Source organism: Thermoplasmatales archaeon (genome assembly GCA_026127925.1).
Taxonomy (GTDB): Archaea; Thermoplasmatota; Thermoplasmata; order Thermoplasmatales; family Thermoplasmataceae; genus JAKAYB01.
The window spans coordinates 15,957-39,861 of sequence record JAJSLM010000002.1; the positions used below are offsets into that span (position 1 = coordinate 15,957).

General features: G+C 42.3%; 26 protein-coding genes. 15 read left to right on the plus strand and 11 right to left on the minus strand.

Annotation, left to right across the window (positions count from 1 at the left end):
• Positions 1-8: 8 nt before the first annotated feature.
• The 4 genes from LVQ96_02335 (at position 9) to rpl12p (ending at position 2,633) form a co-directional block, all read left to right on the plus strand.
• Positions 9-479 carry a 50S ribosomal protein L11 gene (locus tag LVQ96_02335; GenBank protein MCW6169988.1) on the plus strand — a complete coding sequence of 157 codons (471 nt, stop codon included), beginning with the start codon at positions 9-11 and terminating at the stop codon, positions 477-479.
• A 218-nt stretch (positions 480-697) separates the two neighbouring features.
• Positions 698-1,354, plus strand: coding sequence for a 50S ribosomal protein L1 (locus LVQ96_02340; protein ID MCW6169989.1), 657 nt, complete (start codon positions 698-700; stop codon positions 1,352-1,354).
• Entirely contained in the window at positions 1,351-2,301 is a 951-nt protein-coding gene (gene rplJ, locus LVQ96_02345) for a 50S ribosomal protein L10 (GenBank protein MCW6169990.1), read from the plus strand. The genes LVQ96_02340 and rplJ overlap by 4 nt, the downstream gene beginning before the upstream one ends.
• 14 nt (positions 2,302-2,315) lie before the next feature.
• The gene (gene rpl12p, locus LVQ96_02350) at positions 2,316-2,633 is read left to right on the plus strand and encodes a 50S ribosomal protein P1 (protein ID MCW6169991.1); all 318 of its coding nucleotides are present in this window, start codon (positions 2,316-2,318) and stop codon (positions 2,631-2,633) included.
• A gap of 190 nt (positions 2,634-2,823) precedes the next feature.
• Here rpl12p and LVQ96_02355 read toward each other — a convergent pair whose 3' ends face one another.
• Positions 2,824-3,282 (minus strand): peroxiredoxin, encoded by a 459-nt coding sequence (locus tag LVQ96_02355; protein ID MCW6169992.1) that lies wholly within the window; start codon positions 3,280-3,282, stop codon positions 2,824-2,826.
• A gap of 101 nt (positions 3,283-3,383) precedes the next feature.
• Here LVQ96_02355 and LVQ96_02360 point away from each other — a divergent pair, with 101 nt between their 5' ends.
• The 3 genes from LVQ96_02360 to LVQ96_02370 all read left to right on the plus strand — a co-directional run bounded on the left by LVQ96_02360 (position 3,384) and on the right by LVQ96_02370 (position 6,324).
• Positions 3,384-3,977, plus strand: a complete 594-nt coding sequence (locus LVQ96_02360) for a DUF998 domain-containing protein (protein ID MCW6169993.1) — start codon at positions 3,384-3,386, stop codon at positions 3,975-3,977.
• A 324-nt stretch (positions 3,978-4,301) separates the two neighbouring features.
• Positions 4,302-5,948, plus strand: coding sequence for a thiamine pyrophosphate-dependent enzyme (locus LVQ96_02365; GenBank protein MCW6169994.1), 1,647 nt, complete (start codon positions 4,302-4,304; stop codon positions 5,946-5,948).
• Positions 5,949-5,955: 7 nt separating this feature from the next.
• Entirely contained in the window at positions 5,956-6,324 is a 369-nt protein-coding gene (locus tag LVQ96_02370; protein ID MCW6169995.1) for a hypothetical protein, read from the plus strand.
• 4 nt (positions 6,325-6,328) lie between these two features.
• Here LVQ96_02370 and LVQ96_02375 read toward each other — a convergent pair whose 3' ends face one another.
• The 3 genes from LVQ96_02375 to LVQ96_02385 all read right to left on the minus strand — a co-directional run bounded on the left by LVQ96_02375 (position 6,329) and on the right by LVQ96_02385 (position 7,365).
• On the minus strand, positions 6,329-6,679 hold the full coding sequence (locus tag LVQ96_02375) for a hypothetical protein (GenBank protein ID MCW6169996.1): 351 nt from the start codon (positions 6,677-6,679) through the stop codon (positions 6,329-6,331).
• A complete protein-coding gene (locus LVQ96_02380) occupies positions 6,660-6,839 on the minus strand; it encodes a hypothetical protein (GenBank protein MCW6169997.1) in 180 nt (59 codons plus the stop codon). Before LVQ96_02380 ends, LVQ96_02375 begins: the two co-directional genes overlap by 20 nt.
• Positions 6,840-6,996: 157 nt before the next feature.
• A complete protein-coding gene (locus tag LVQ96_02385; GenBank protein ID MCW6169998.1) occupies positions 6,997-7,365 on the minus strand; it encodes a helix-turn-helix domain-containing protein in 369 nt (122 codons plus the stop codon).
• A 197-nt stretch (positions 7,366-7,562) separates the two neighbouring features.
• Between LVQ96_02385 and LVQ96_02390 the strand changes: the two genes are divergently transcribed.
• The 4 genes from LVQ96_02390 (at position 7,563) to hutI (ending at position 11,463) form a co-directional block, all read left to right on the plus strand.
• Entirely contained in the window at positions 7,563-8,390 is an 828-nt protein-coding gene (locus LVQ96_02390) for an SIS domain-containing protein (protein MCW6169999.1), read from the plus strand.
• A 42-nt stretch (positions 8,391-8,432) separates the two neighbouring features.
• Complete coding sequence (locus tag LVQ96_02395; protein ID MCW6170000.1) at positions 8,433-9,197, plus strand: MBL fold metallo-hydrolase; 765 nt, start codon at positions 8,433-8,435, stop codon at positions 9,195-9,197.
• 60 nt (positions 9,198-9,257) lie between these two features.
• The gene (locus tag LVQ96_02400) at positions 9,258-10,136 is read left to right on the plus strand and encodes an NAD(P)-dependent oxidoreductase (GenBank protein MCW6170001.1); all 879 of its coding nucleotides are present in this window, start codon (positions 9,258-9,260) and stop codon (positions 10,134-10,136) included.
• 85 nt (positions 10,137-10,221) lie between these two features.
• On the plus strand, positions 10,222-11,463 hold the full coding sequence (gene hutI / locus LVQ96_02405; protein ID MCW6170002.1) for an imidazolonepropionase: 1,242 nt from the start codon (positions 10,222-10,224) through the stop codon (positions 11,461-11,463).
• Between the two features lie 191 nt (positions 11,464-11,654).
• On the opposite strand, the gene LVQ96_02410 is transcribed toward hutI, so the two are convergent.
• Entirely contained in the window at positions 11,655-13,637 is a 1,983-nt protein-coding gene (locus LVQ96_02410) for a 4Fe-4S dicluster domain-containing protein (GenBank protein ID MCW6170003.1), read from the minus strand.
• Between the two features lie 269 nt (positions 13,638-13,906).
• Here LVQ96_02410 and dph2 point away from each other — a divergent pair, with 269 nt between their 5' ends.
• Positions 13,907-14,944 (plus strand): diphthamide biosynthesis enzyme Dph2, encoded by a 1,038-nt coding sequence (dph2, locus tag LVQ96_02415; GenBank protein ID MCW6170004.1) that lies wholly within the window; start codon positions 13,907-13,909, stop codon positions 14,942-14,944.
• Here the strand turns inward: dph2 and LVQ96_02420 are convergent.
• Both LVQ96_02420 and LVQ96_02425 read right to left on the minus strand, forming a co-directional pair.
• On the minus strand, positions 14,909-16,114 hold the full coding sequence (locus LVQ96_02420; GenBank protein MCW6170005.1) for a tRNA (N(6)-L-threonylcarbamoyladenosine(37)-C(2))-methylthiotransferase: 1,206 nt from the start codon (positions 16,112-16,114) through the stop codon (positions 14,909-14,911). The two genes, dph2 and LVQ96_02420, sit on opposite strands and share 36 nt — an antisense overlap.
• Before the next feature lie 158 nt (positions 16,115-16,272).
• The gene (locus tag LVQ96_02425) at positions 16,273-17,646 is read right to left on the minus strand and encodes an aspartate ammonia-lyase (GenBank protein ID MCW6170006.1); all 1,374 of its coding nucleotides are present in this window, start codon (positions 17,644-17,646) and stop codon (positions 16,273-16,275) included.
• Between the two features lie 234 nt (positions 17,647-17,880).
• On the opposite strand from LVQ96_02425, the gene LVQ96_02430 reads away from it, so the two are divergent.
• The 3 genes from LVQ96_02430 (at position 17,881) to LVQ96_02440 (ending at position 21,255) form a co-directional block, all read left to right on the plus strand.
• Positions 17,881-18,477 carry a DUF981 domain-containing protein gene (locus LVQ96_02430; GenBank protein MCW6170007.1) on the plus strand — a complete coding sequence of 199 codons (597 nt, stop codon included), beginning with the start codon at positions 17,881-17,883 and terminating at the stop codon, positions 18,475-18,477.
• A 187-nt stretch (positions 18,478-18,664) separates the two neighbouring features.
• Entirely contained in the window at positions 18,665-20,404 is a 1,740-nt protein-coding gene (locus LVQ96_02435; protein ID MCW6170008.1) for a 2-oxoacid:acceptor oxidoreductase subunit alpha, read from the plus strand.
• Positions 20,405-20,409: 5 nt separating this feature from the next.
• Positions 20,410-21,255 (plus strand): thiamine pyrophosphate-dependent enzyme, encoded by an 846-nt coding sequence (locus LVQ96_02440; protein MCW6170009.1) that lies wholly within the window; start codon positions 20,410-20,412, stop codon positions 21,253-21,255.
• Between the two features lie 23 nt (positions 21,256-21,278).
• On the opposite strand, the gene LVQ96_02445 is transcribed toward LVQ96_02440, so the two are convergent.
• The 4 genes from LVQ96_02445 to LVQ96_02460 all read right to left on the minus strand — a co-directional run bounded on the left by LVQ96_02445 (position 21,279) and on the right by LVQ96_02460 (position 23,887).
• Positions 21,279-22,223, minus strand: coding sequence for a radical SAM protein (locus tag LVQ96_02445; GenBank protein MCW6170010.1), 945 nt, complete (start codon positions 22,221-22,223; stop codon positions 21,279-21,281).
• A gap of 288 nt (positions 22,224-22,511) precedes the next feature.
• Positions 22,512-23,039, minus strand: coding sequence for a GNAT family N-acetyltransferase (locus LVQ96_02450; protein MCW6170011.1), 528 nt, complete (start codon positions 23,037-23,039; stop codon positions 22,512-22,514).
• A gap of 40 nt (positions 23,040-23,079) precedes the next feature.
• Positions 23,080-23,406 carry a transcriptional regulator gene (locus tag LVQ96_02455; GenBank protein ID MCW6170012.1) on the minus strand — a complete coding sequence of 109 codons (327 nt, stop codon included), beginning with the start codon at positions 23,404-23,406 and terminating at the stop codon, positions 23,080-23,082.
• A 259-nt stretch (positions 23,407-23,665) separates the two neighbouring features.
• Positions 23,666-23,887 (minus strand): hypothetical protein, encoded by a 222-nt coding sequence (locus LVQ96_02460; protein MCW6170013.1) that lies wholly within the window; start codon positions 23,885-23,887, stop codon positions 23,666-23,668.
• Positions 23,888-23,905: the final 18 nt, after the last annotated feature.

Consider the following 23,905-nt stretch of genomic DNA (forward strand, 5'->3'; position numbering starts at 1 on the left):
ACATATAAATGCCACAATCTGTATCAACTATGGTAGAAGGGGGTAAAGCTACAAGCGGTCCTCCACTTGGTCCTGCACTCGGCCCACTGGGCCTGAACATGGGGCAGGTTATAAAGGATATCAACGAGTTAACAAAAGACTTCAAGGGACTTCAGGTCCCAGTTACTGTGATCGTTACGGATCCTGCCAACAAGAAATATGAGATAAAGGTTGGCATGCCCCCAACATCAGCGCTACTTAAAAAAGAACTGGGCATAGAAAAAGGATCGGGCAAGCGGAAGGAAACAATAGCCGGGAACATTACGATCGACCAGATAAAGAAAGTTGCGTCTTCAAAGATTGAGAAGTTACTTTCAAACGACATTAAGGCAGCTGTCCTTGAAGTTGCCGGTACATGTGTTTCAATGGGAATAACAATAGACGGAAAGGACCCGAAAGAATTTCAAAAGCTTGTGAAGAGCGGAGAGATCAAGCTCTAGGATCCTTATTGTCAGTTGAAACAAGAAGAGTGATATTTAAAGTAACATATACTATTTAAGACTCACGTCAAGAGTTGCTAAGGTTAATATCTACCTTTGATCTTGCGGTGTACAGGCATCGACTGTAATATGTTCGTTCAAAATAGACGGAAGGACTTATGGTTTTGCTGTAATTGGTAGGAGAAGGTTATCTTCGCTGGCACTACCGGGTGATTGAATTGGCTGAAAAAAACGCTGTATCTGAAACAATCGAGGAAATTAAGAAAAATTCCAAGGAACGCAAGTTCAAGGAAAGTATTGAGCTTGCAGTTAACATGAAGGAAGTAGATTTGAGCGATCCTAAGAACAGAATAAACGAGGAAATAATTTTGCCCAAGGGACGGGGAAAGGATCTTAAGGTTGCGGTCATTGGAACAGCCGAAATGAAAACTAAGGCTGCCAAGGTTGCAGATTTTGTTTTTGGCCCGGAGGACCTTGGCAAATTCGCCGAGGACAAAAAGGCGTTCAAGAAACTCGCTGGAGATGTTGATTTCTTTGTAGCCGAAGCTACACTCATGGCAGGGATAGGTAAATCTCTTGGTCAGGTTCTTGGTCCAAGGGGAAAGATGCCAAAGCCCCTTCCCCCAGGTCAGGATCCTACACCTTTGATAAACAACCTCAAAAAGACTGTGAGGGCAAGAAGCAGGGACAGGAGGACTTTCCATGTACCTGTGGGCACAAGAGACATGAACACCAGTGATCTTGTGGACAACATAAATTCAGTGGTAAAGAGGATTGTGGGCAGGATGGAGAAGGGAAGGGGAAATATCGAATCCATATACCTCAAGACGACGATGGGTAAAGCAGTGAAACTTGATCTGGAGGCGATACAATGACGCACCCAGCACCTTGGAAAATAGAGCTTGTAAAGGATCTTGAGAGCGATATCGAGAATAATCCTGTCGTGGTGGTTGTAGGCATTAAGGGAATAGCGAATGCACAGCTTCAGAATATTAGAAAAACCCTGAAGGGGAAAGCAAAGTTGAGGGTCGTGAGAAAGAGGCTCCTCCTGAAGGCTCTGGAAAACAGCAAGAAGGAAAACATTCATGACCTGGAAAAACTCTCTGAAGGACAGGTTGCTGTCGTCACAACATCTTCTCAACCCGCTATTATAGGGAAAATACTTGAGGGAACAAGGCAAAAGGCTTTTGCAAAGGGGGGAGAAATTGCGGAAGATGACATAATAATACCTGAAATGGCAACAGATTTCCCGCCGGGCCCCATGATGAGTGAATTCCAGAAAGTTGGCTTGCAGACGGGAATCGATAAGGGGAAGATAGCCATTAAAAAGGAGGCTCTCTTCGTAAAGGCTGGAGAACCGATACCTAAGAGCAAAGCGAAGATACTCGTTAAACTGGGAATACCAACGGTTGATTCCGGGCTTGACATCAGGGGTGCATACAGTGAAGGTCTTATTTTCGATAAGGAAACTATGTCGATCAATGTGGACTATGCCACTTCAAACATAGCGATTGCTTTCTCACAGGCGAAGAATGTCGCTCTCGAGGCAATGTTCCTTGTTCCAGAGATACTGCCCTCCCTGATCGTGAAGGCAAGGTTCTCTGCCGAGCAGCTTGCCGTGATGACGGGAACAGTTGACGAAGGCAATGTAGACTTATTTATACTTAAAGCTATTAGGGAAGCAAACAAACTGAATGCTACTGTTTCTGGCGAGGAAACGGAAAAACAGGAAGAGAAGAAAGAGGAAAAGAAAGAACAAAAGGCAAAGGCTGAAGACACCTCGGACAGTGTTTCAGAGGGTTTAAGCTCGCTATTTGGATGAAAGGAGGAAGAAAAATGGAATATATATACGGAGCACTTTTGCTCCATTCGGCTGGAAAAGAAATAGATGAAGAGAATCTGAAGAAAATACTCAAGGAAGCTGGCGTAGATGCGGACGATGCAAGGCTGAAGTCCCTTGTTGCTAGCCTCAAGGAAGTAAAAATAGATGAAGTGCTGAAGAACGCTGGCACGGTCCTGGCCGCTCCGAGCGCCCCGGCATCATCAGATTCTGGAAGCAAGAGCGAAAAGAAGAAGGAAGAGAAGAAAGAGGAAAAGAAAGAAGAGGCACACTCTGAAGAGGCTCTTGAAGGCCTGAGCTCACTTTTCGGATGAGAGTGATAGATGGACTATTATGCATATTTCTGGGATCTGTTGAAATATTACATCCCAGTGATATTACTCATTCTTTCCCTTGTCGTTTTTAAGAGTATTCTTCTCTTGATAATCTCGATAGTGTGGATACTGGCTTCCGTTTTTGTTTCAATTTCAGAAATGGAGCCGCGCAAGGGCAATTTTGTATAAATTAAGATACTAATTTCAATTCTTTTAACTTTTCAAAGACCTCAACAGCGTGTTCTTTTGGGCTCACCCTCGGATATACGTAAGCAATTTTTCCATCCCTACCTATAAGATATGTGACTCTGCTGGCGGTCCTCTCCTTAAGCACGCCATATTTCTGTGTGATATCTTTCTTCTTGTCGGATACAAGCGTAAAGTTCAGATCGTACTTTTTCTCGAATTTCTTGTGCGAGGTATCGCTGTCAACGCTCACACCAAGAACTTTTATGCCATTCTTCTCGTAATGGTCTATGTGATCCCTGAAATTGCATGCCTCAGCCGTGCATCCCGGTGTGTCATCCTTAGGGTAAAAATACAGGACAACAGGTTTGCCCTTAAAGTCCGAAAGCCTGACAGTTTTTCCGTTCTGATCTATAGATTCAAAGTCTGGTGCTTTTGCCCCCACTTCCAATAAATTCGCCATGAAATATGATTGCCATTTTCATAGATAAACCTTATGTTACTTTTAGCTCATAAAAATTTGTTAACACTATATTTAATAACGCGTTTTTCCTCATTACTTTTATGGACATTGGATCGTTGAAGAAAAATCTCCTCTGGAGCGGGGTGGTGGCGATGATCTCTGCAGCGATATGGATCGGCGCTGCAATAATTATCAATCCAAGTTTTGACTTCTTTACTGGAGCGTTGAGCCAGCTGGGATCCCCAGGGGCAAATTATCCATGGGTATACAATGTTGGTCTGATGTTTACCTCGGTCATTCTTTTCGCCTTTGCGATCGCACTTCTGCTTAATTCGCAGAATAAGGTGGAGTCTTCAGGAAGCGCCTTTCTGATGATCGCATCCTTATTTCTGGCCCTTATAGGAATCTACCATGGGGGGACGTATCCTCATGATTTTGTTTCTCTCTGGTTCTTCGTTCTTGCGGACATTTCCATCCTGACATGGGGGATAGGCATGATTCTTCATGACCTGCTACATGGGGCATATGTGATCGCAATTGTGGCAGTTGCCACAGGTGCGGGTTTCGGAATCTCATGGCCGTCAAGTGCTGAACTTGAAACTTTCGGTACGGCTGCGATTGCGTTTTGGGCGGCCTTAATGATCGTGTTTTTTATGCGTAATTCAGGAAAAGTGGGGAAAAAACGACAGATATAAACAGCTATTCTTGGTTTTCTGCTAAAAGGCTGAGATAGTGTACATAATTTGCTGTAATTTCTGAAAGATCCTGCACATTTCCTAATTTTCTTCCATGACGTTGTTGAGAAAACACTCCATCAACTGTTTCTTCCTTCCTTGCTGTCATTCAGGAAAATACTTATTACTTCTTTCACTACATCTAATTGATTCTGTGTATTTTCGCCTCTTCAAATCCAAATTGTGCGGGATCCCGTCAATTCTACAGCAGATTCGGTACACTATTCATCGAACTGAATAGTTAAAAAACTGCTCATTTTAATATACATCGTTAAATCATGGTTTATGGCAGTAACGGTTGCGAATATTATAATAAATACGCTGGCAGATCTCGGTGTTAAGAGAGTTTACGGAGTTCCAGGAGATTCAATAAATCCACTTGTGGATGCTCTCAGAACACAGAAAAGAATAGAATTCGTCCAGACAAGGCATGAAGAGGGGGCGGCACTGGAGGCAGCGTTTGAAGCGAAGTTCACGGGGCATGCAACTGTATGCATGGGTACTTCCGGTCCAGGGTCAATACATCTGATAAATGGTCTCTACGAGGCAAAAATGAGCAGGGTACCTGTCATAGCTCTCACTGGGCAGGTTGAGACGGACCTGCTCTACCAGGATTATTTCCAGGAGGTTGATCTCAACAGGCTGTTTGACGATGTCTCTGTATTCAACGCACAGGTCATCAATCCCGATTCAGCATTCGCCATAGTCAAAAGAGCGTATCGGGAGAGCATGAGTAAGAGAGGTGTATCTCACCTCACCCTGCCGGTCGATATACTGAGAAAGAATGCCAGCTCAGGCATAATCGATAATTTTTCATTCAAGTTTCCGCAAACGGTTATTGATGCGAAACCTGCAGAAGAAATGATCAATGCAAGCCAAAACCCTCTGATATTCATCGGAAGGGGTGCATTTGGCCTATCGGATCTAATAGGTAAGTTCGCAGAGAAGATAGGTGCCCCCATCATATACAGCGTGAATTCTAAAGGCGTGGTTGACGACAACGATCCCAAAGTCATGGGCCCGCTAGGTCTTCTCGGGTCAAAACCAGCCGTCGAGGCTATGAAACACGCAGATCTCCTGATTCTCCTCGGTACCATATTCCCCTACGTATCATTCATGAACGATAAGGCCAAGGTCATACAGGTCGATATAGACACCGCAAACATAGGAAAGAGAGTTCGTGTCGACTTACCGTACCAGTGTACGGTCTCAGATTTTCTCAGCAGTGTGTCACCTGAAGAGAAAGAGGAAAAATTCTATGCTAAATTCTCCGAAGACAAAAAAGACTGGATCTCAAACCTTGAAAAACTGGAATCCGATATGTCCACTCCCATCAAACCGGAATTCCTTACATCGATAATATCCAGGAAAGCTGATAAAGATGCTGTCTTCATAGTTGATACCGGCAACGTTACAGTCTGGTCAACAAGAGATATAAGAGGAGGTACGCAGAGGACATTTCTGCTCTCCCCCTGGCTTGGTACCATGGGCGTTGGAATTCCAGGAGCCGTCGGGACCTCGTTCGCCACAGACAGGCAGGTCATAGCCATTACCGGTGACGGAAGTTTTGCAATGACAATGATGGAACTGATCACTGCAAAGAAGTACTCAAGGCCGGTTAAGATTGCAGTGTACAACAATTCCAAGCTCGGAATGATCAAATTTGAAGAAGAGATAATGGGGTATCCGGAATGGGGTGTCGATCTCCTTAACCCCGATTTTTCGAAGATTGCAGAAGCCATAGGGATAAAGGGAATACGCGTTGAGGACCCGAATAAACTTGAAACCGCGATCGATGAGTTCCTGAAGTTTGACGGGCCAGCTGTCCTGGACACTGTAATTTTCGCAAACGAGAGACCCATGCCGCCAAAACTCGTGTTTTCACAGGTAAAGGGATATATCACCTCGATCCTTAGGGAAAAGCTGGAGTGATCATAAAGTGGCGCTGGAACTCGGAGGCGTTGACGAAGTGCTGTTCTTTGTAGATGATGTGCCTCGAGCAACAAATTGGATCATGGAACTCCTAGGCAAGAAACCTGTTTTTGAGAGTGAAAATTACTGTTCCTTCGACCTGGGATTTTGCAGGATCGGACTACACGCTTCAGATGAAAAGACAAGCTCCGGCGTTTCCGGTCAGGTAACATACTGGAACGTGAGTGACCTTACGCAGGCAATGTCGTATTTCATGAATCATGGCTGTAAGTTGTTCAGAGGTCCCTTAACAGGTGTAGACGGGGTGGACGTTTGCCAGATGGTCGATCCGTTCGGCAATTCATGGGGACTCGTCCAGAGAGCAAAAGTACATTGAAAAATCATTTCATGAATTCGTGCCAGCGTATTGGGTGGACGTCAATATGATCCATTAATGATGAAGCACCTTTTCCAACCTTGATCAGCGTTTGCTTTTTATATCTTATGTCTACAGAAATGTTGCTTGAATTAAAAAATTTAGAATAGGAACGCAACGTTGAAAGTTTCATCAAGTTCTTCGGTATCTTTGAAACCAAAAGTTTTGAAAACTTTTTGTCCAACAAATCTATCGTTACGTTACCTGCATCCATTGATACATGCATAAGTGGTGAATTATTCAAATTAATTGAGATATTTCCGTTTACAGATTTAATGAATGCCGCAGATAAACCTTTAAGACTTGTCTTTGTCATGGATAGGCCGGACCAAGACACTGACTGTTCCGTTTATTGTTATATTAGCATTCACACCTGGTAACTTTATACTGAGCCCCTGAAACGTGAATTCAGCGGAACTTTTAGTACCTTCTATTGCGTCGAGAAAACTCTCTATTAATGATTCTTCTTCTGCCATAGTTACGTATGTATTCATATATATTTAAGCTTTTCAATTTAGAGACTCGAATTCAAACAACTTCTCCAAAATTGAAACGGTCGAATAAGATATGAACCGGAATTCACGTATTCCAGAGATTCGCAGAAGCTTAAGCTAGATCAGCTCCTTTTTACTGTTAATTTTTCAGATCAGCTTCCAGATTGTTGAGCAATTTCTTCATAGAACTCTGAATATCCAGGACCACACCTTCGGCCCTCTTTTTGATTACAGTCGGATCGTTAACGTGGAACTCATAATACTTCCCCCCGGCCTGCAGCGTCTTGGGTGTCTTGTATACCAGGCCTACGCTTACAAGCCTCTGCAGGGATTTGAACACAGTGCTCCTGTTACGCTGAATCTTCTGGGAGAGCTGATCCAGTGTCATAGTTCCATTCGCTTTAAGCACATTAAACACATACGCGTCTGAAGTCGAAAGGTCGTATATGCACGTAAGAAAATCCGTGCACGTTGATCCTCTTCTGGTTAATTCTGTTACGTTTACCATGTATGCATATCCCTTGGATATAGAGATATTTTTCGCTAATTGAAATAGTGACATAAAGTATGATTTGTACCCGGATAATAGAATTGGAGAATCGCTGTGCAGTCCTTTCTCCAATCTTGTCCAGAGGCAAAATTCCAAGGTCGCACAATAGATATCATTGTGAGATACGCTATTGTATAACTTTATAATCATCAAACATGGAAATGGATTACGCGGCATTAATCAAAAAATATCTAGGTGAATTTACGGATCTAAAAAGCGTTAAACCCATTGGTCGAAGAGCGATCGTAACCGGAAGCGGTGATGCTTTTGCAGCCGCAACGGTTATCGAAGACGCATCAGGTGGCAGGTTTATCGCCATGGATCCAGAAACTCTCTTGGTGTCAGATTCAGAGATTCCGATAATAATTGTGTCGGCTTCTGGGAGAACCAAAGAGGCAATAAATGTTGCACGTAAATTCCACGGCAAAAACACGTTGGTTTCCGTTACTGGAAACATGGACTCTGAAGTATCGAGGTTGTCAGATCGTACTATAGCAATTCCGATAGAATCAGAAAAAATGAGTGGAGTGCTGTCCTTTCTTGAAATGCTCGACGCACTTTTCAGACTCGCGGGCTTGCATGTTGAATTTGAAGACGTGAGATCTTCGGAACACTTTGATCATCCATGTTTTGTTGGTTCTGCGTTAAATTTTGGAGTGGCTCAGTTTCTCTCGCTCAAAATGGCAGAGGTATTCGGTATCAGTTCTGAATACTTTAGAGGAGGGCAATTCTTCCATGCGCCAATATTCTCCATGAGAAAGAGAGAGGTAGTGTTTCTGTCGTCTTTGGATCATCGGCTGGAAAATTATCCAGTTGATGTTTTTGGCAGGATCGTGACCTCAGGTACAAATAATCCTTTTTCTAATACTATATGGGGGCTCGAAACAATAGCCAACACTATGGTAAAAAATGGGAGGAAAACCTTGTATTTTCTGGATGATAAGGAAATTCTTGATATAAGTTCATCCGCAATTTACGGCTGAAAGAACAACAAAGAATTAATCTTGGAAGAGATTGCGGATACATTGGAGTACATAGGATATAATTCAATAGCCAGTGGCAGCAAGGGAAACTGCTCAATAATCTGGGACGATCAGGATCTTCTGATATTTGATTTTGGCATAAGCCTTAAATCTTTTAAAAAGCGTATATCTGAACTTAAAATTGACGCTTTGAATAAGTCACTTTTCATAAGCCATGAGCACTCTGATCATACAAAGGGTGTTGGGTCCCTTGTCAAACACGGACATGTCGACGTTTATTCTACAGGAGAGACTCTCGAAGCGATACGACTCAGCAACGGATACCCAATTTACGGGAAAATTGCGCTTGGGAATTTTAAAATTACACCTGTTAAAATATCGCATGACGCTGTTAATCCCGTAGCATTTGTTGTATCTTATGGGCACTACAAAATTTCCATAGTTTCAGACCTAGGTATTGTATCCCAGGAATTGATCTCAGAAACAAAAGGGTCGAAAATTGTATCTTTTGAATCGAATCATGACGTGGAAATGCTGAAATCTGGAAGGTATCCGGATCAGTTGAAGAAGAGAATTCTAAGCGATCATGGTCATCTCTCAAATGAACAGGCTGCCGAGGCACTTTCAAAAATAGTTGATCGAGATACAGAGATCGTTTTAGCGCACCTGAGCCAGGAAAACAACAGACCTGATATTGCGATGGACTGCACAAGATCTTATTTGAAAAATAGAAACATAGAGTTCGGAAGCCTGGAATTTGCAAGTCAAGAAAGCGGTTCTACTCTTCACCTGATTGATATGCTATAACTTAAGCCGATTCCTGAGGCAACTGCTAATGGTAATATTTGATATTGTCATACGTAAAATATGAGTAGCAATATAGGTTTTGTCGGAACTGGAAAGATGGGTTCAAGGATCATATCAAGGATCCTGCAGAAATACGAAGTGACTGGAGCATACAACAGAACAAAGGAAAAATTGAATCAATTCCCATCATTGAGGCAATACCAGACGCCTGCACTTCTGGCAGCTGAAAACGATATAATATTCATAATGCTAACAGATGATAATGCTTGTGGTGAAGTTGTATTCGGAGAAGATGGCATCCTCTCCACGATCAGGCCAAAGTCCATTATAGTAAATTTGAGCACTGTTTCCTATAAATTCGCTGTGTCATGCGCGTCAGCGCTTTCTGAACATGCAGTACATTACTTGGATTGCCCCGTGCTCGGTAGTATAATCCCTGCGGAACAGGGAAAGCTGACCGCACTGGTTTCCGGAGAGGAAGATATATTCAATATCGTAAAGGGTGTAATCGAGACCTTCTCAAGCCATGTTCTGTTTCTCGGTCCAGCCGGAAATGCGATAAAAGGGAAACTGGCAAACAATCTCCTGATGGCAACAAATTTTGTCGTTGCATCTGAGGCGATACTGTTTCTTGAAAAAAGCGGCTTTAAGAGAGAAATTGCTCTGGACATACTCCTAAACGGAGGGGGTAGTTCAAAAGCGCTTGAATCGAAGGTGGACGACATAAAATCTGAGGACTTCATTCCACAGTTCACGCTCAACCATATCGTCAAAGACATAAGGTATGGAGAGGAGCTCTGCAACTCCGCCAATTTTCCAATGCTGAGCATGGCGTCGGCTCTCCAGATATACAACATTGCAGAGTCTATGGGGCTAGGAAACCTGGATTATTCTGCAGTGTTTAAGTCCTTCCGGCTCTCCCTGGGCGTGAAAAAATAGATAAACGTCTCCAAATTGTGTTTCAATCAAAGAGACGTACCGCTATCATAGTATCTATATAGGGATGAAATATACTTTTGCGTAAATGGACAACCTCATAATTAGGAACGCCTCGCAGATGCTTACAATGTCGGGCTCCAAAGGCCATCCCCTTGTAGGCGATAAACTGGGAAGATTGAAGATAAAGAAACATCATTCCATAGTCATAAAGGAAGGATACATAAGCCGGATCATTCCAGATGATGGGCTTTCCGAGATGAAGCTCGACAAATTCAGGATCATTGATGCACATGGATCTGTCGTTATGCCCGGCCTTATAGACTCCCATACACACATAGTTTTTGGCGGTGACAGAACCGAGGAATTTTATTTGAGGCTGAAGGGAAAAAGCTATCTCGACATCCTCTCCTCCGGAAATGGTATCTACAAGACGGTAAATGATTCCAGATCGATGGAAGAGGAACAGATCTTTAAGGAAACCTACTCCCGCGTAACAGAATCCATAATGATGGGCACGACGAGCATGGAAATAAAAACAGGCTATGGCCTCAACCTTGAAACGGAAATGAAGCTTCTGAGGATAATCAACAGGATTGCTTCTCTTGGAACTATGAACGTTGTGCCAACTTTTCTTCCGTTGCATGCTGTGCCTCACGGAATGACCGAGAGTCAATATGTAGACTACGTGGTTGAGCAGATTCTTCCTAGGATAGGCAAAGAAGTAAAATTTGTGGATTCGTTCTGTGACAGGGGCGCGTTTAGCGAGGAAAGCACGGACGTATTCTTTAGAGAAGCATCAAAGAGAGGCTTTGAATTGAGATTGCATGCAGATGAACTTGCGGATATTGGTTGCCTGAAACTATGTGAAAAATACAGGTTAAAGAGCGTCGATCATCTGATAATGACCGACAGAAAAGGGATCGATAAGATTTTGCATTCAGGTGCCTTTGCGACATTCCTGCCTATAACTGCATTCAACATCGCAAATGGCAAATATCCAGACATAAGACAATTCATCGAAGCCGGAATCCCTGTTTGCATCGCTTCTGATATATCGCCACTTTCAATAAACTCCAACCTGTTCTTCGCTGTGTATCTCGCAGTGCGGTTCAGTCGAATCTCAATTGAAGAGGCCTTGAACGCTGTTACCATTAATGCTGCGAACTCTCTTGGTATTCAGGATAAAACAGGTTCCATTGAAAAGGGGAAAATCGCTGATATCATAATTTTGAATGTAGACGATTACAGAAAGATTCCCTACGAATACGGTACACGGTTGATAAAAACAGTGATAAAGTCCGGGAACGTGCTTTTTGAAAATATGTAACATCCTTGTATCTTTATGGCCATACTCCGGACTCTATTGGACCGCAAGACTGAGCAACAATCCTCTGACAGATCCAATATTCCAATTTCAAATCCAATCCGACATGCAAGAACAAGATAACTAGTCTAATGCGAAATTATGTTGCGTATTTTTTTGTTGGAAAATCAATAGTTTTGCTCGGTCCGATTCGGCTATTCCTCAAGATTTTCACTGATGATTTCTGCTATATCCTTCACCGATATCTTATCTTCTGCGTTAAGAGTCCTTGAAGCGTCCTCCATCATGGGCATGCAAAATGGGCATGCAACAGCCAGCTTAGTTGCACCAGTATCCAGTGCCTGCTTGAATCTTATCTGGCTTATAGAATCCTGGCTTTCAACCTTATACCAGTAATTGCCTCCTCCAGCGCCACAGCACAAGCTTTTTTCTTTCGACATGATCATCTCTTTCAGATCGCCCGAACTGCTGACTATCGCCCTCGTATTGTCGTATTCCCCATTGATCCTTCCAAGATAGCACGGGTCATGAAGCGTTATAATTTCCTTTGTTTTCTTCACCTTAAGTTTTCCCTCATCGATCAATTCCTCCAGGAACTTGCTGTGGTGAATCACTTCTGCCTTCAGGCCGAATTGTCTATACTCATTTTTGAATGTATTATAACAGTGCGGACATGATGTTATTATCTTTTTCACGGAGTGGTTGTTGAATGTCTCGATGTTCTGCATTACAAGGTCCTGGAAACTTCCCTCTTCGCCTATCCTTCTCGCAGTTTCGCCAACGCATTTTTCTTCGGATCCGAGAATGCCATAACTAACACCCGCCTTATTCAGGAGTCCAAGAATTGTTCTCGTTGTCTTGTTGTCTCGAGGATCGAACGCACCCATGCATCCCACCCAATAAAGATACTCCTTCGTCTCATCATACTTAGGGGCAATGTCAAGGAGTTTGTCTCTCTCGAAGGGACTGTTGCCAAACGGGTTCTGTGCATTTGTAAGGTTGTTCAGATAGGTGCTGGTCTGCTTTGAAACTTTGCTTTCCATGACTAAATCCTTTCGATAATCCATCACAAAACTGAAAGGCTCTATAAGCACCGGACATTCTTCGACGCAAGCCTGACAGGTGGTGCAAGACCACGCTGCGTTTTCAGTGATAAGAGAACCTATTGCAACCTCGTTATCGTATAGATTTTTCTTTATGTTCTGAACAAGAGCTCTCGGGCTTAGATCAGTTCCAGCCATAAAAGCGGGGCACGCACGCTCACATCTACCACAGTCCGTACACGCGAGTGCATCTACTTTTTGCATCAGCGGTACCTCTGAAATAGTCTTTGTTCCTACCTTGAAATTGAAATCTCCTGATTGGAGGGCATCAGCGAGAATAAAAGGCGTAGGAAGCGCACCCCTCTCCTTGATACGCTTTTCGGAAATGCTGACCATTGCAAGAGCCATATGAGAAAGCTTGGAAAATGGCAGGTAAGCAGCAAGAAGAAATCCAGTATAAACGTGTACCATCCACATTATACGATATGTCTGGACGCCAAAGGAGAAACTCCAGGAAGAAAACAGATAACTCAATGGCCATTCCACGAACCTGTATACATCAAAGGATTGCCGAAAGAGATATATTTTTAAAGCCCCTAGAAAGAAACCTTCGGCAGCCATAACGAGCAGGCCAAAGAGTATAACATAATCTTCATTTTTTGTGTCAAGCAATACACTCTTTCTTAGGCGTCTGTAAAAAGCCATTAAGATACCGGCGATCAGCATTACTCCGCCCAAGTTTGCAAACGCTTCAAAAATAAGGTAAAATTCCCCTACTAGTATTCCATGGTGTATTGTAGGTTTGAGGATATCATGGGAAAGCATGATCAATGAAGTTGCAATGAAGAGTATGAGTATGCCCCATGAGATCAAAAAATGCATTGTCCCCGCGTATCTGTTCTTGATGTTTTTCTTGTGGAAGAAGCCATATACGAGGGCCTGCTTGATCATCCTCAAGATATTGTGGCGAAAATAATCCCACATTTTTCCTATGGTAATACCCATCTTGCTGTAAGATCGATACCACCAGAAGAAAACAAAGGCCACAACGGCAAATGAGAGTACGTAATCAATTATCAATTCCTGGCTACTAACAAAGACCAAAGTGGAACTGGTTATCGGGGCTCCAGCCATAGTTAACTATTGTGATTCCGGCTTAAATTTTTGTGAGAAAACAATAGGCTATAGATATTTCTCACGAGGGTAGAAAATGATTAACATATTTGGAAAATAACAGAAGTGTATTGCACACATTTTCGATTTTCAATTCTATTTGTAATTTCTATTCATTTAGCGATTCCGTGAACATCTAATATCCTGTTATTTCAAAAGGAATGTAAATTATGCTTACAGCATAATGAAAGAAGACGAGCAAGTGTTAAAACCATGAACGTAATAAGCGCATGTTGGATAAAATAGAGGAATGCATAATAAAATTAAAATCAGCTGGGTCTAAGCGTATTCTTCTGCAGCTCCCAGATGGCCTTAAGCCAAAAGTGTTCGATATCTTCAATAGATTTTCCAAGGAATTTAGCGTTATTGTGAGCTCTGATGCATTTTACGGGGCATGTGATGTAGGCAATGTGGAATCTTATGCTAACGTTGATTACATAGTGCAGTTCGGACACTCCGAAATCCCGAATATAAAATACCCACGGCCAATGATGTTTATAGAATACCCTTACGACAACAAGATAAAAATTACATACGAGCAGTTTTCCATTCTTAAGTCTAAGGGATACAAGACTATTGGTGTATTATTTTCTGTCCAATACAGGGATCAGGCTCTCCAGCTCCTTGATATGCTTAAAGAAAAAAGTTTCGATGCGATAATGGGCAAACAGGACGAAAGGTTGAAGTATCCCGGTCAGGTTCTTGGGTGCAATTTCAGTTCAGCACATTCTATATCTCTCCAGGCAGATGCATTTATAGTTGTCAGCACAGGCATGTTTCACGCCATAGGCGTCCAGTTGGCTACAGACAAGGAGGTCTATATATTCGACGTCAACGCAATGAAACTGATAAGCATAAGGGATGAGGTAGATCTGTTTTTAAGGAAAAGGTACGCAAAAATATCCAGAGCACTTGACGCAAGGAAGATCTGTGTTGTGGTTGATACAAAGATAGGGCAATACCGAGAGAAGTTGGCGGATAAAATAATAGAGCAGGCAAAAGAACTTGGCCTTGAAACGGTGAGGGTGGAGGCCAACGATGTTAAGCCAACAGATCTGGAGAATATGATGTGCGATGCTGTGGTATTCACAGGATGTCCAAGAGTCCCCATCGATGATGCAGAGAAATTCAGGATGCCAGTCCTTACCCCACCAGAATTCCAGCAACTTTTCGGTCTAAAGAAGACCAGAAAGTACGTTATGGACGAGATAGTGTCCGTTGACGAGCTACACCTAAACCTTTCTTCCGATAAGATAGGTCGAACCTAAGCCAACGATCTCCACATCAACCCTTGAATATATGGGTAGATGTAATTTTACAACAACCGGCCTGTAAGCCTGATCGCGCCCAACTATCGTATCGTCCTTTCCATTCTCCGTAACAAGGATACTTTCAATCCTGCCCAAATTCTTTTCAAGATTTTCGGAAAGTATCTTCTTGTGTAAATCAGAATATTCCTTTGTCCATCTTTTCACTAGATTTGAAGAAGGCGGTTTTGCGAGGTAGTCAGGTGTATACGGTCTTGGAGAAAACCGAGTTACATTGATTATATCCGGTCTTGATCTCTCTATAAGCTTCACGGTCTTTTCGTGGCTCTCCTCGTCATCACCATGATAACCAGAAATTATGTCTGTTGAAAGAGTGGAATCCTTGTAAGTAGACCTGAACTTTTCCACTATGTCATAGAACGTGTTGACATCATATTCCCGGTTCATGGACTCCAGTATACGGTTGTCACCGCTTTGAACAGGGAGATGCATGAATTTGAACACTCTTCCGTCACGGTAGCATTGCATAAGATCATCCACGATGTCGGAGGTATTCTTTGGTTCCATCATTCCAACTCGAAGGGAAAAATCATCCTCAAGAAGAAGGATCTGTTTTATGAGATCAGGCAACGTCAAATTTATGTCCCTGCCGTAAGCTGCTGTGTCGAGAGAACTTATCCTTACCTCTTTCAATCCCCTCTTGAGCTGCATTGCGATCTGGTTTCTTATCTTCTCTGGTGTCCTTGAAATCAGCTTGCCCCTGGCAATATGCGATATGCAGAAATTGCAGCTCCCTGTACAACCCTGGTTTATCGGAATACCATCAAATATCGACGGTTCTTTGATCTCAATACCATCAAGATTCCCCGTATAAAATGACCTGAAACTTTTTGAATCGATTACCTCGATATTGCTGCCATTCAGCATCCCGCCGTTAACAGTCGCAAGGCAGCCTATCACCTTAACTTTTGAATATCTGGAAAGCTCCTGGATTCTTGAGTACATCTTATCCTCTGTTTTCTTCACAACGACGCAAGTGCCTATAACACAAAGGTCTGAATCCTCGGGCGAGCCAACAAGCTCGTTTCCCTCGTTGAGGAGCTTGTTAACAAACAATCCGGATTCTGATTTGTTAAGGGTGCAACCATAGGATTCAGAGTAAATTTTCATTATCGACCAATCTACCGTAGATTGTTAACAATTATTATTTGTTTGTCACAAAGAGATGGAAATTGAAAATGCTAAGATTGAAATTATCCTCATTGTGTTGAAACGTTCAATTGCTTATGAGATTTATTTCCAATGACAATACTATGGCCGAGCGTGGCCTACTTTGGAACGCCTGATGCCATGACTTTGTCATAATCCTCTGCGCTTATTTTACCCGTTGCAACAGCAAGGGTCTTTATGGATTTTCCAGTTTCGAGAGCTTCATGGACTATCTGAGCTACGAGATCATAGCCCAGGTAAGGATTTAGTAAAGCAGCCGATCCGAAGCTCTTTCCCATGTGCTCCAGACACATTACTTTATCTGCAGTTATCCCGTCAATGAGTTTTTCACGGAACATCTTGATACCGTTCGTCAGTATGTTTTCAGAGCGTGTAAGCTCGTAGTCAATATGTGGCATCATTACGTTAAGTTCCAACTGTCCAGCCTGGACTGAGAAATTCAAGGCCTGTTGAGCTCCGAGTACAGAGTGGCAAATCATGTTCATGGCTTCTGCTATGGACGGGTTTATTTTTCCCGGCATAATGGAAGAACCCTGCTGTACTGCTGGTATCTTTATTTCATGTATCCCAGCGCCCGGACCAGAATACAGCAGCCTTATGTCATTTGATATTTTCGTTATGTCAAGCGCCAGATCCGAGATAGAGTTCATGACCCTCGCAAAATCTGTCATGAATTCCATTATTCCTGGCAAATTGCTGCTACCGTAAAAGTTTACGCCTGTAATCTTAGATATCTCATCGACTACATTTTTCTGGAAACCTGGTGCAGTATTTATTCCAGTTCCAACGGCAGTTCCCCCAATGTTCAATTCCAGCAAGTAATCAATAGCCTGTTTGATTGCATTTCTGTCCTTTTCAAGTGCATATCCCCAGGCAGAGAATTCTATTCCTAACGTTATGGGTGCGGCGTCCTGAAGATGAGTTCTCCCGGTTTTAACAACATCCGCAAATTCCTTTGCTTTCCGTTTCATCGACGAGACCAGCAAATCAAGTTCTCCTAGGAGATGCTCCCCCTTATGGTACCCTGTAAGCCGAATCATAGTTGGAATGACATCATTTGTTGACTGGCTCATATTGACATGATCGTTGGGATGTATGAATGTATACTCTCCCTTATGTTTTCCGCCTATTTCCAAGGCCAGATTGGCTATGACTTCATTTGCATTCATGTTGTAGGAAGTTCCAGCACCAGCTTGGAATACATCGATAATAAATTGATTTGTGAGTTCTCCTTTAAGAATCCTGTCGCACGCTGCTAGAATTAGATCTTTCTTTTCCTCCGGCAATTTTTTTCCTTTGTAATTTGCAATAGCTGCTGATCTTTTTATTCTTACAAGAGCGACTATATGATCAAAATCTGCAGTCGTACCTGTAATCTGAAAATTTTCTTTTGCACGTATAGTGTTGATCCCATAATACACATTGTCGGCTAATTCAACTTCTCCTATAACGTCTTTTTCTGTTCTGCTCATGTCTTAACTATCGCTCTGCAATATTAATATGTTTTTAGAAAGCCAATCAATAGTCATTGCAGTGTTATCGGTTTAAATTTAAAGAGATTCAAAACAACGTAAACTTTGAACGGAATGGACAGCAATCTAGCCGTGGAGATGATCGATCGCAGGTATATCGTACATTTCTGTATGCACTAATGTGTTAGGCATAGAGCTTATAGGGGATATAGATATTTACCGGTAGGTGAAAATATGACACTTTATGTAGATTCACTGGCAGTTATGCTGATTGGACTTGCCATGGGAACTTTCCTTGGGGCATTCTATTTTTTCTTCAAGGCAAGAGGAAATGATCAACAGGTTAGAAACCTTATAATCCCGGCAATAGCGATAGGGTTCTTTGACTTCGTAAGCGGTTACGAAATGTCCTTCACTTGGCCATTGCCAAGTGGGTACAACATGCTTTTTGGAGACCCATTATTGCTGTTTGGGCTGTTGCTGATAGCTTCAGCGGTAATGATCTACAAGAACATGAATCTTGGACTTCTCCCGCTACTCTTTGTATTGCTCGGGATATACGTCCTTGTTGGCGCATATAGCATAAATGAGTTAGGTCTTGAAGGTAAGGCTTTTGTGAGCGATAACTGGTTTACTTCAATGGGCCTGTATATATCTGATGGCATAGGCGCGTTACTTGCTCCGATTCTCTATCTAAAGCCAGTCGGAAGCGGGAAATATCTCTATTACATCGAGTGGATAATACTTGGAATAGGAACAGTATTCGCTTTGGTAATAGGATTCATAGCACTTAACGGTCACCTAATTGATTTCGCGCATTACTTCCCATGAATACGCGCAATTAAATTTATTTTTATTTTATTTAATATTTCTAAATTTTAAATTTTTTCTTTGTTTAACGTGTTTTTTACACATAATTTTCAACAATATATATTTCTAACATATACATGCTGTAATATAATATTACCTAAAACACGATAATGATTAATAATTTGTCAAAATACCGCACAAGAGTTGAATGAAAACAGATGAAATTATTATAAGAGTAGGAGGCGCGGCAGGAGACGGAGTGCAGTCTGCCGGTTTCATTATTGCAAAAACCTTTTCCAGAAGTGGGTTGCATGCTAATACGTATAATTATTATCAGAGCCTCATACGTGGTGGCCAGAGCTGGTATCAGGTAAGGGGATCGGATAAGAAGGTAAAGTCTCAGGGCGATGGCCTTGACATACTAATCGCTCTGAATAAAGACGCCCTTGAACGCCATACAAATCCGGAAATAAACGAGGGGGGTGCTTCTCCGCTGGACCCAGATGGTATAGCCATCTTTGATAAATCTATTTCTGGTTTTAAGGCTGGCAAAGGAAATTACCTAGCCATGCCACTATCGGATATAGCCGGTAAATACAGCAAGAATGCACTTATGAGAAATACTGTGGCAATTGGGGCAGCAATGGCAGCAATCAACATTAATTTTGAGATTCTTGCTTCTGTGATCAGGGATCAGTTCGGAAGCAAGGGTGAAGTTGCAGAGCAGAATGTAAAAGCAGCGAAGGAGGGATATGATTATTATCTGGCGAACTTCAAGAAACTGGGAGTAAATCTTAAAACCTCGGATAAGAAATATTACCTGATGGCAGGAGGAGAGGCACTTGGACTTGGGGCAGTCCATGGTGGTTTGAAGATGTACATAGCATACCCTATGACACCCGCTTCTTCCGCACTTGATTTCCTGGCAGACCATCAAAAAGAGTACGGTATACTTGTAAAAGTACCCGAGGACGAGATATCTGCAATAAATATGGCCATTGGTGCCAATTATGCTGGTGTAAGGGCGATGACAGGTTCTTCAGGCGGCGGCTTTTCGCTTATGGTGGAGGCGCTTGGTATGGCCGGAATGGTGGAAGTTCCGCTTGTTGTCTACGAATCACAGAGGGCAGGACCATCTACAGGACTCCCTACAAAGACGGAACAGGGGGATCTCAACCTTGTTCTTGGTGCTTCTCAGGGTGATTTTCCAAGAGTCGTGCTGACGCCCAGGAATGTCGAAGAAGTGTTCTATTTTGTTGGTAAAGCGCTGAATATAGCAGAAAAGTACCAGATGCCTGTCATAATAATGAGCGATCTTTCACTTTCAGAACATTACGAAACTATCGAGCACCTTGATCTAAGTTATAAAATGGAAAGAGGGAAGATTGCCACTCCAGACATGAAGAATTATAAAAGATATGAATTCACAGAGGACGGCATATCATATAGGGCAATTCCTGGTACACCCGGACTTATGCACAATGAGGATTCGGATGAACACGATGAATACGGGGCTGTCGTCAGTGATGCAGTTACCGATCCAGAAATAAGAAGAAAATCAATGATAAAAAGGATGAAAAAACTGGAAACTTATATGAAGGAAATTCCTCCAACTCCAACCTACAGATTTGACGATGCAGAGTATGCAGTTATTCAGTGGGGAAGTACACAGGGAGTTGTCGAGGAAGCCGCTGATATACTCAGGGAGAAGGGACTCAAAGTTGGTGTGGTCGAGATCAATCATGCGTTTCCTCTGAACCCGGATATCGGGAAATTACTTGCCGGAAAGAAGAAAGTAGTGGTTGTTGAGGGAAATTACACAGGACAGCTTAACAATAGAATTAGAGCTGAATTCCTCGTTAAGACACAACTTGTAACAAAATTCAACGGAGAGAGTTTCTATCCAGGTGAGCTTGCAGAAGAAATTGAGAGTGTTTTAAAGAGGTGATAAAGATGGTTACAGTAGCAGATTATAGAGGTAGAGTAAGGCCAGACTGGTGCCCAGCGTGCGGAAATTTTGCACAATTGTCAGCGATAAGCGGTGCTCTGACGGAGTTGTCCATAGCTCCAAAAGATGTGGTCGTAGTATCTGGAATAGGATGTTCAAGTAATATGCCGGAGTTCATAAATACCTACGGGTTTCATGGCCTTCATGGGAGATTGCTCCCAGTTGCTTCGGCGATAAAATGGGCGAATCCCAAACTGACCGTTATAGCGTATGGCGGCGACGGAGATGGTTTCTTTGAGGGAACACAGCATTTCTATCATTCAGCAAAGAGAAACATCAACATAAAGTATATAGTATCTGATAACCAGACCTTCGGGCTGACAACCGGACAGGCGTCTCCAACCGCACCACTTGGCAGGGTCACAAAGTCAACTCCTTTCGGAAATCCGGAAAAACCCGTTAATCCATTGACTTTCGCCCTATCTGCAGGTGCAACGTTTGTCGCAAGAGGATTTTCTGGAGATACAATTTTCCTTAAGGAAATTATAAAGAAAGCCATAATGCACAAGGGTTTCGCTTTCGTCGACGTTTTTAGTCCTTGTGTGACCTACAATAAAATAGAGACATATGACTATTTAAGACAGAGGGTCTATAAACTTGATACGGACGTTACAGATTTCGACAAGGCATACAAGCACGCGCAGGAAGAAGGCGACAGGTTACCAACGGGCGTATTTTATGATGTAACGGAAAAAATCTACGATGACTACGATCCAGTGATATCAAAGGAATCCTTGAACGAGGTACCGCCGTACAAGTTCACAGAAAAGACGCTTGAAGAATTTCTTTAAGCGCTAAAAAATTTTTTTGTATTTTAAGAACTCACGATTGGTGGTGTTTGCACCGGTTTGAAATACTGTGTATTTCTTGTTTTCACATGATTGAACCACCATATCTTTGAGACAAGCTTGGCATCTTCGAAAGGTGTCGGCATTGAAGGTTCCCTGAAGCACTGGGTGAAACAGTCGTTGCAGTCTTCCGTGAATTCGTCCCATTCTGGTTTCTTGTTCAGGACAGTCTCTATGTGTGTAAAGCATGGATGCACCTTACCCTTGTAGTCCGTGTAATACACAGTTTGCCCCGCCTTGCACTTTGATACAGCTTTCCGATTCACATAATTCACGGCTTCCCTGTAATAGCTTCTTGTGTTGCCGAAAACGTGTTTGTCGTAGTTCTCGTACGCGTAAGAGAATGCCTGTTTTATCATGTCGTCCGATACCTGAAAATCCTGGAAATAATAAGATCCCTGATCTGGGAAGCACATGGATAATGGAACTCCAAGCTCATCGTTTGCGAATTCAACCATATCCTTGACCTTGAAATAATTGAAGTTCGTGACCAATGCGTTTGCGGTGACAATTTTTAGTCTTTTTTTACTTTCTATTATGGTCTTGACGACTGTGTCAAATATCTTGAGACCACGGTATTCGTTATGTTCCTCAGGAATATTGCTGTCAAGTGATATTGTCGCGCCATCAAGATACGGATAAAGCTTTCTCAGGACGTAAGGATTGGTACCATTGGATGCTATATGGGTGATAAAATGTTTTTCCTTCAATTTCTTTATTATAGATTCAACGGATTTGTTGAGTGTCGGTTCACCGCCGGTAACAGATACAATCTTTATGCCATTCTTTTTCATTTCATCGATATGTTTGTCGATCTGATCTTCTGGGAAAAATATCTGTCCCTGCCAAGCATTACAACTTTTACATCTCAGGTTACAGAAGTAATCGATGTTCCAAATCATCGTCTTCATATACTTCCGTAACCGTTTCAAAGATTTATTCCTTTTGTATTGTTTGCCCAAATATAAGGCGCACGAGGCAATATGGATTCCTAAAAGAAAAACTGGTAAGAAAACGCGATAAAGAGCCTCATAACAATAGAAAATTTATTATTTCGTGTAGGATGATATATTCGCCCAGCGAATTTCTCTTCATGGAAGTCATTGTTCAACAAAACAAGGGGTGGATATTCTATTCGATATGACATGTATTTAATCGACATTATATATAACACCCAATCCGGTTTTTATCGCTGAACATTAAAAATATTTCGTCATAAAAACATCGTCAACATAGGCCCCTTCCATGAAAAACTGATTCTTACGCCTTCCCTCTTCTTCGAAATCCAGCTTTTTGTAAAGCTCTATTGCGTTGGTGTTCGACGAAAATACCTCGAGGTTCAACTTCTTAATACCATTCTGTTTACACCATTCAAAACTTCTTTGCATTAGTTTGGTACCGATACCTTTGTGGCGATACCCCTTCTTTATGGCTATACCTAGATTTGCAGTGTGCCTATTCTTTCGATGAAAACCCCGTTGAAGCGTGAGAACACCAATGATCTGATCATCCTTCTCACATACAAAAGTGGCATCGTCTGGATTTTTCAGGCGTTCCTGCTCACCTCTCTCGGTAAGCATATAATACTCCCCCACTAGATATATTCGCTCATCCATGACGCTTTGCATGCACATTATGACGCCACGCGCATCCTTGGGCTCGGCCAGCCTCACCAAATAATCGTTCGCAATTTCGTTCGGATGCTCCTTTGCATGCCAGTGCAACATACCAGACTCAACGCATTATAGCAATATTAGATAATATAATTTACCTTTTAATCAAAGTGGCTTTCAATCCTTTGTAAAGTTCACTCACGTCTTCAGACAACTTTCTGGCTTCTTCAGCAATCTGGTCCCTATTTTCTATAAACTTCGGAGTAAGGATTGCTCCTTCTTTGGAAGGTGATATCAGCCCATCATTTTCAAGGACCCTCAAGGAGTATCTGATCTTGTGTTGCGGTATTCCTGTTTCATTGGAAATCCTTATGATCCCTGCAGGTTGTTCCTTCATGAGTGTCTGTATAATTGAAATGTGCCTCTTGATCGTTTTTAAATCTTCTTCAAGCTCTTTGAATATTATGGTTTCATTTGCCATGCTAATGAATGTCTCAGCGTTATATACACATTTCGAAGTCCTGTTCTCCCTAAATATCAATGGGAAAAGTTGCAGGAGAAGCAATTAACTCCTGATAATGTGTTATAGGAATACAGACGGAATGCCAGGGGCCTTACAATTTTCTGAGCAGGAAAGTCCCGATCTTCAGAGAGGAGATGAATTGCGAACGAAAAATTTACAGCAAACAAATCCCATAAAATACGGAAGCAAAGGCAAAGGAGGAGTTTTAGTCTAATTTTCATGGATATATCTTTTCATGGTTTTCGAATATGCTGAAATCGCCCTTCACCTTGAGGATGGACTCCAATTTCTCATCTCTTTCCTTTATATAGCGGTTGAATTTTTCCTTGTCCGTATAATACTCGCTGGTCTTTATTGCAGTTTTCCTCAGTGCAATTTGAAGCTTGATCTCAAATTTCAGTCTCTCATCAAAGTTATCTATATTTACTTCGATACTCACGATGAATAGATAATGCTG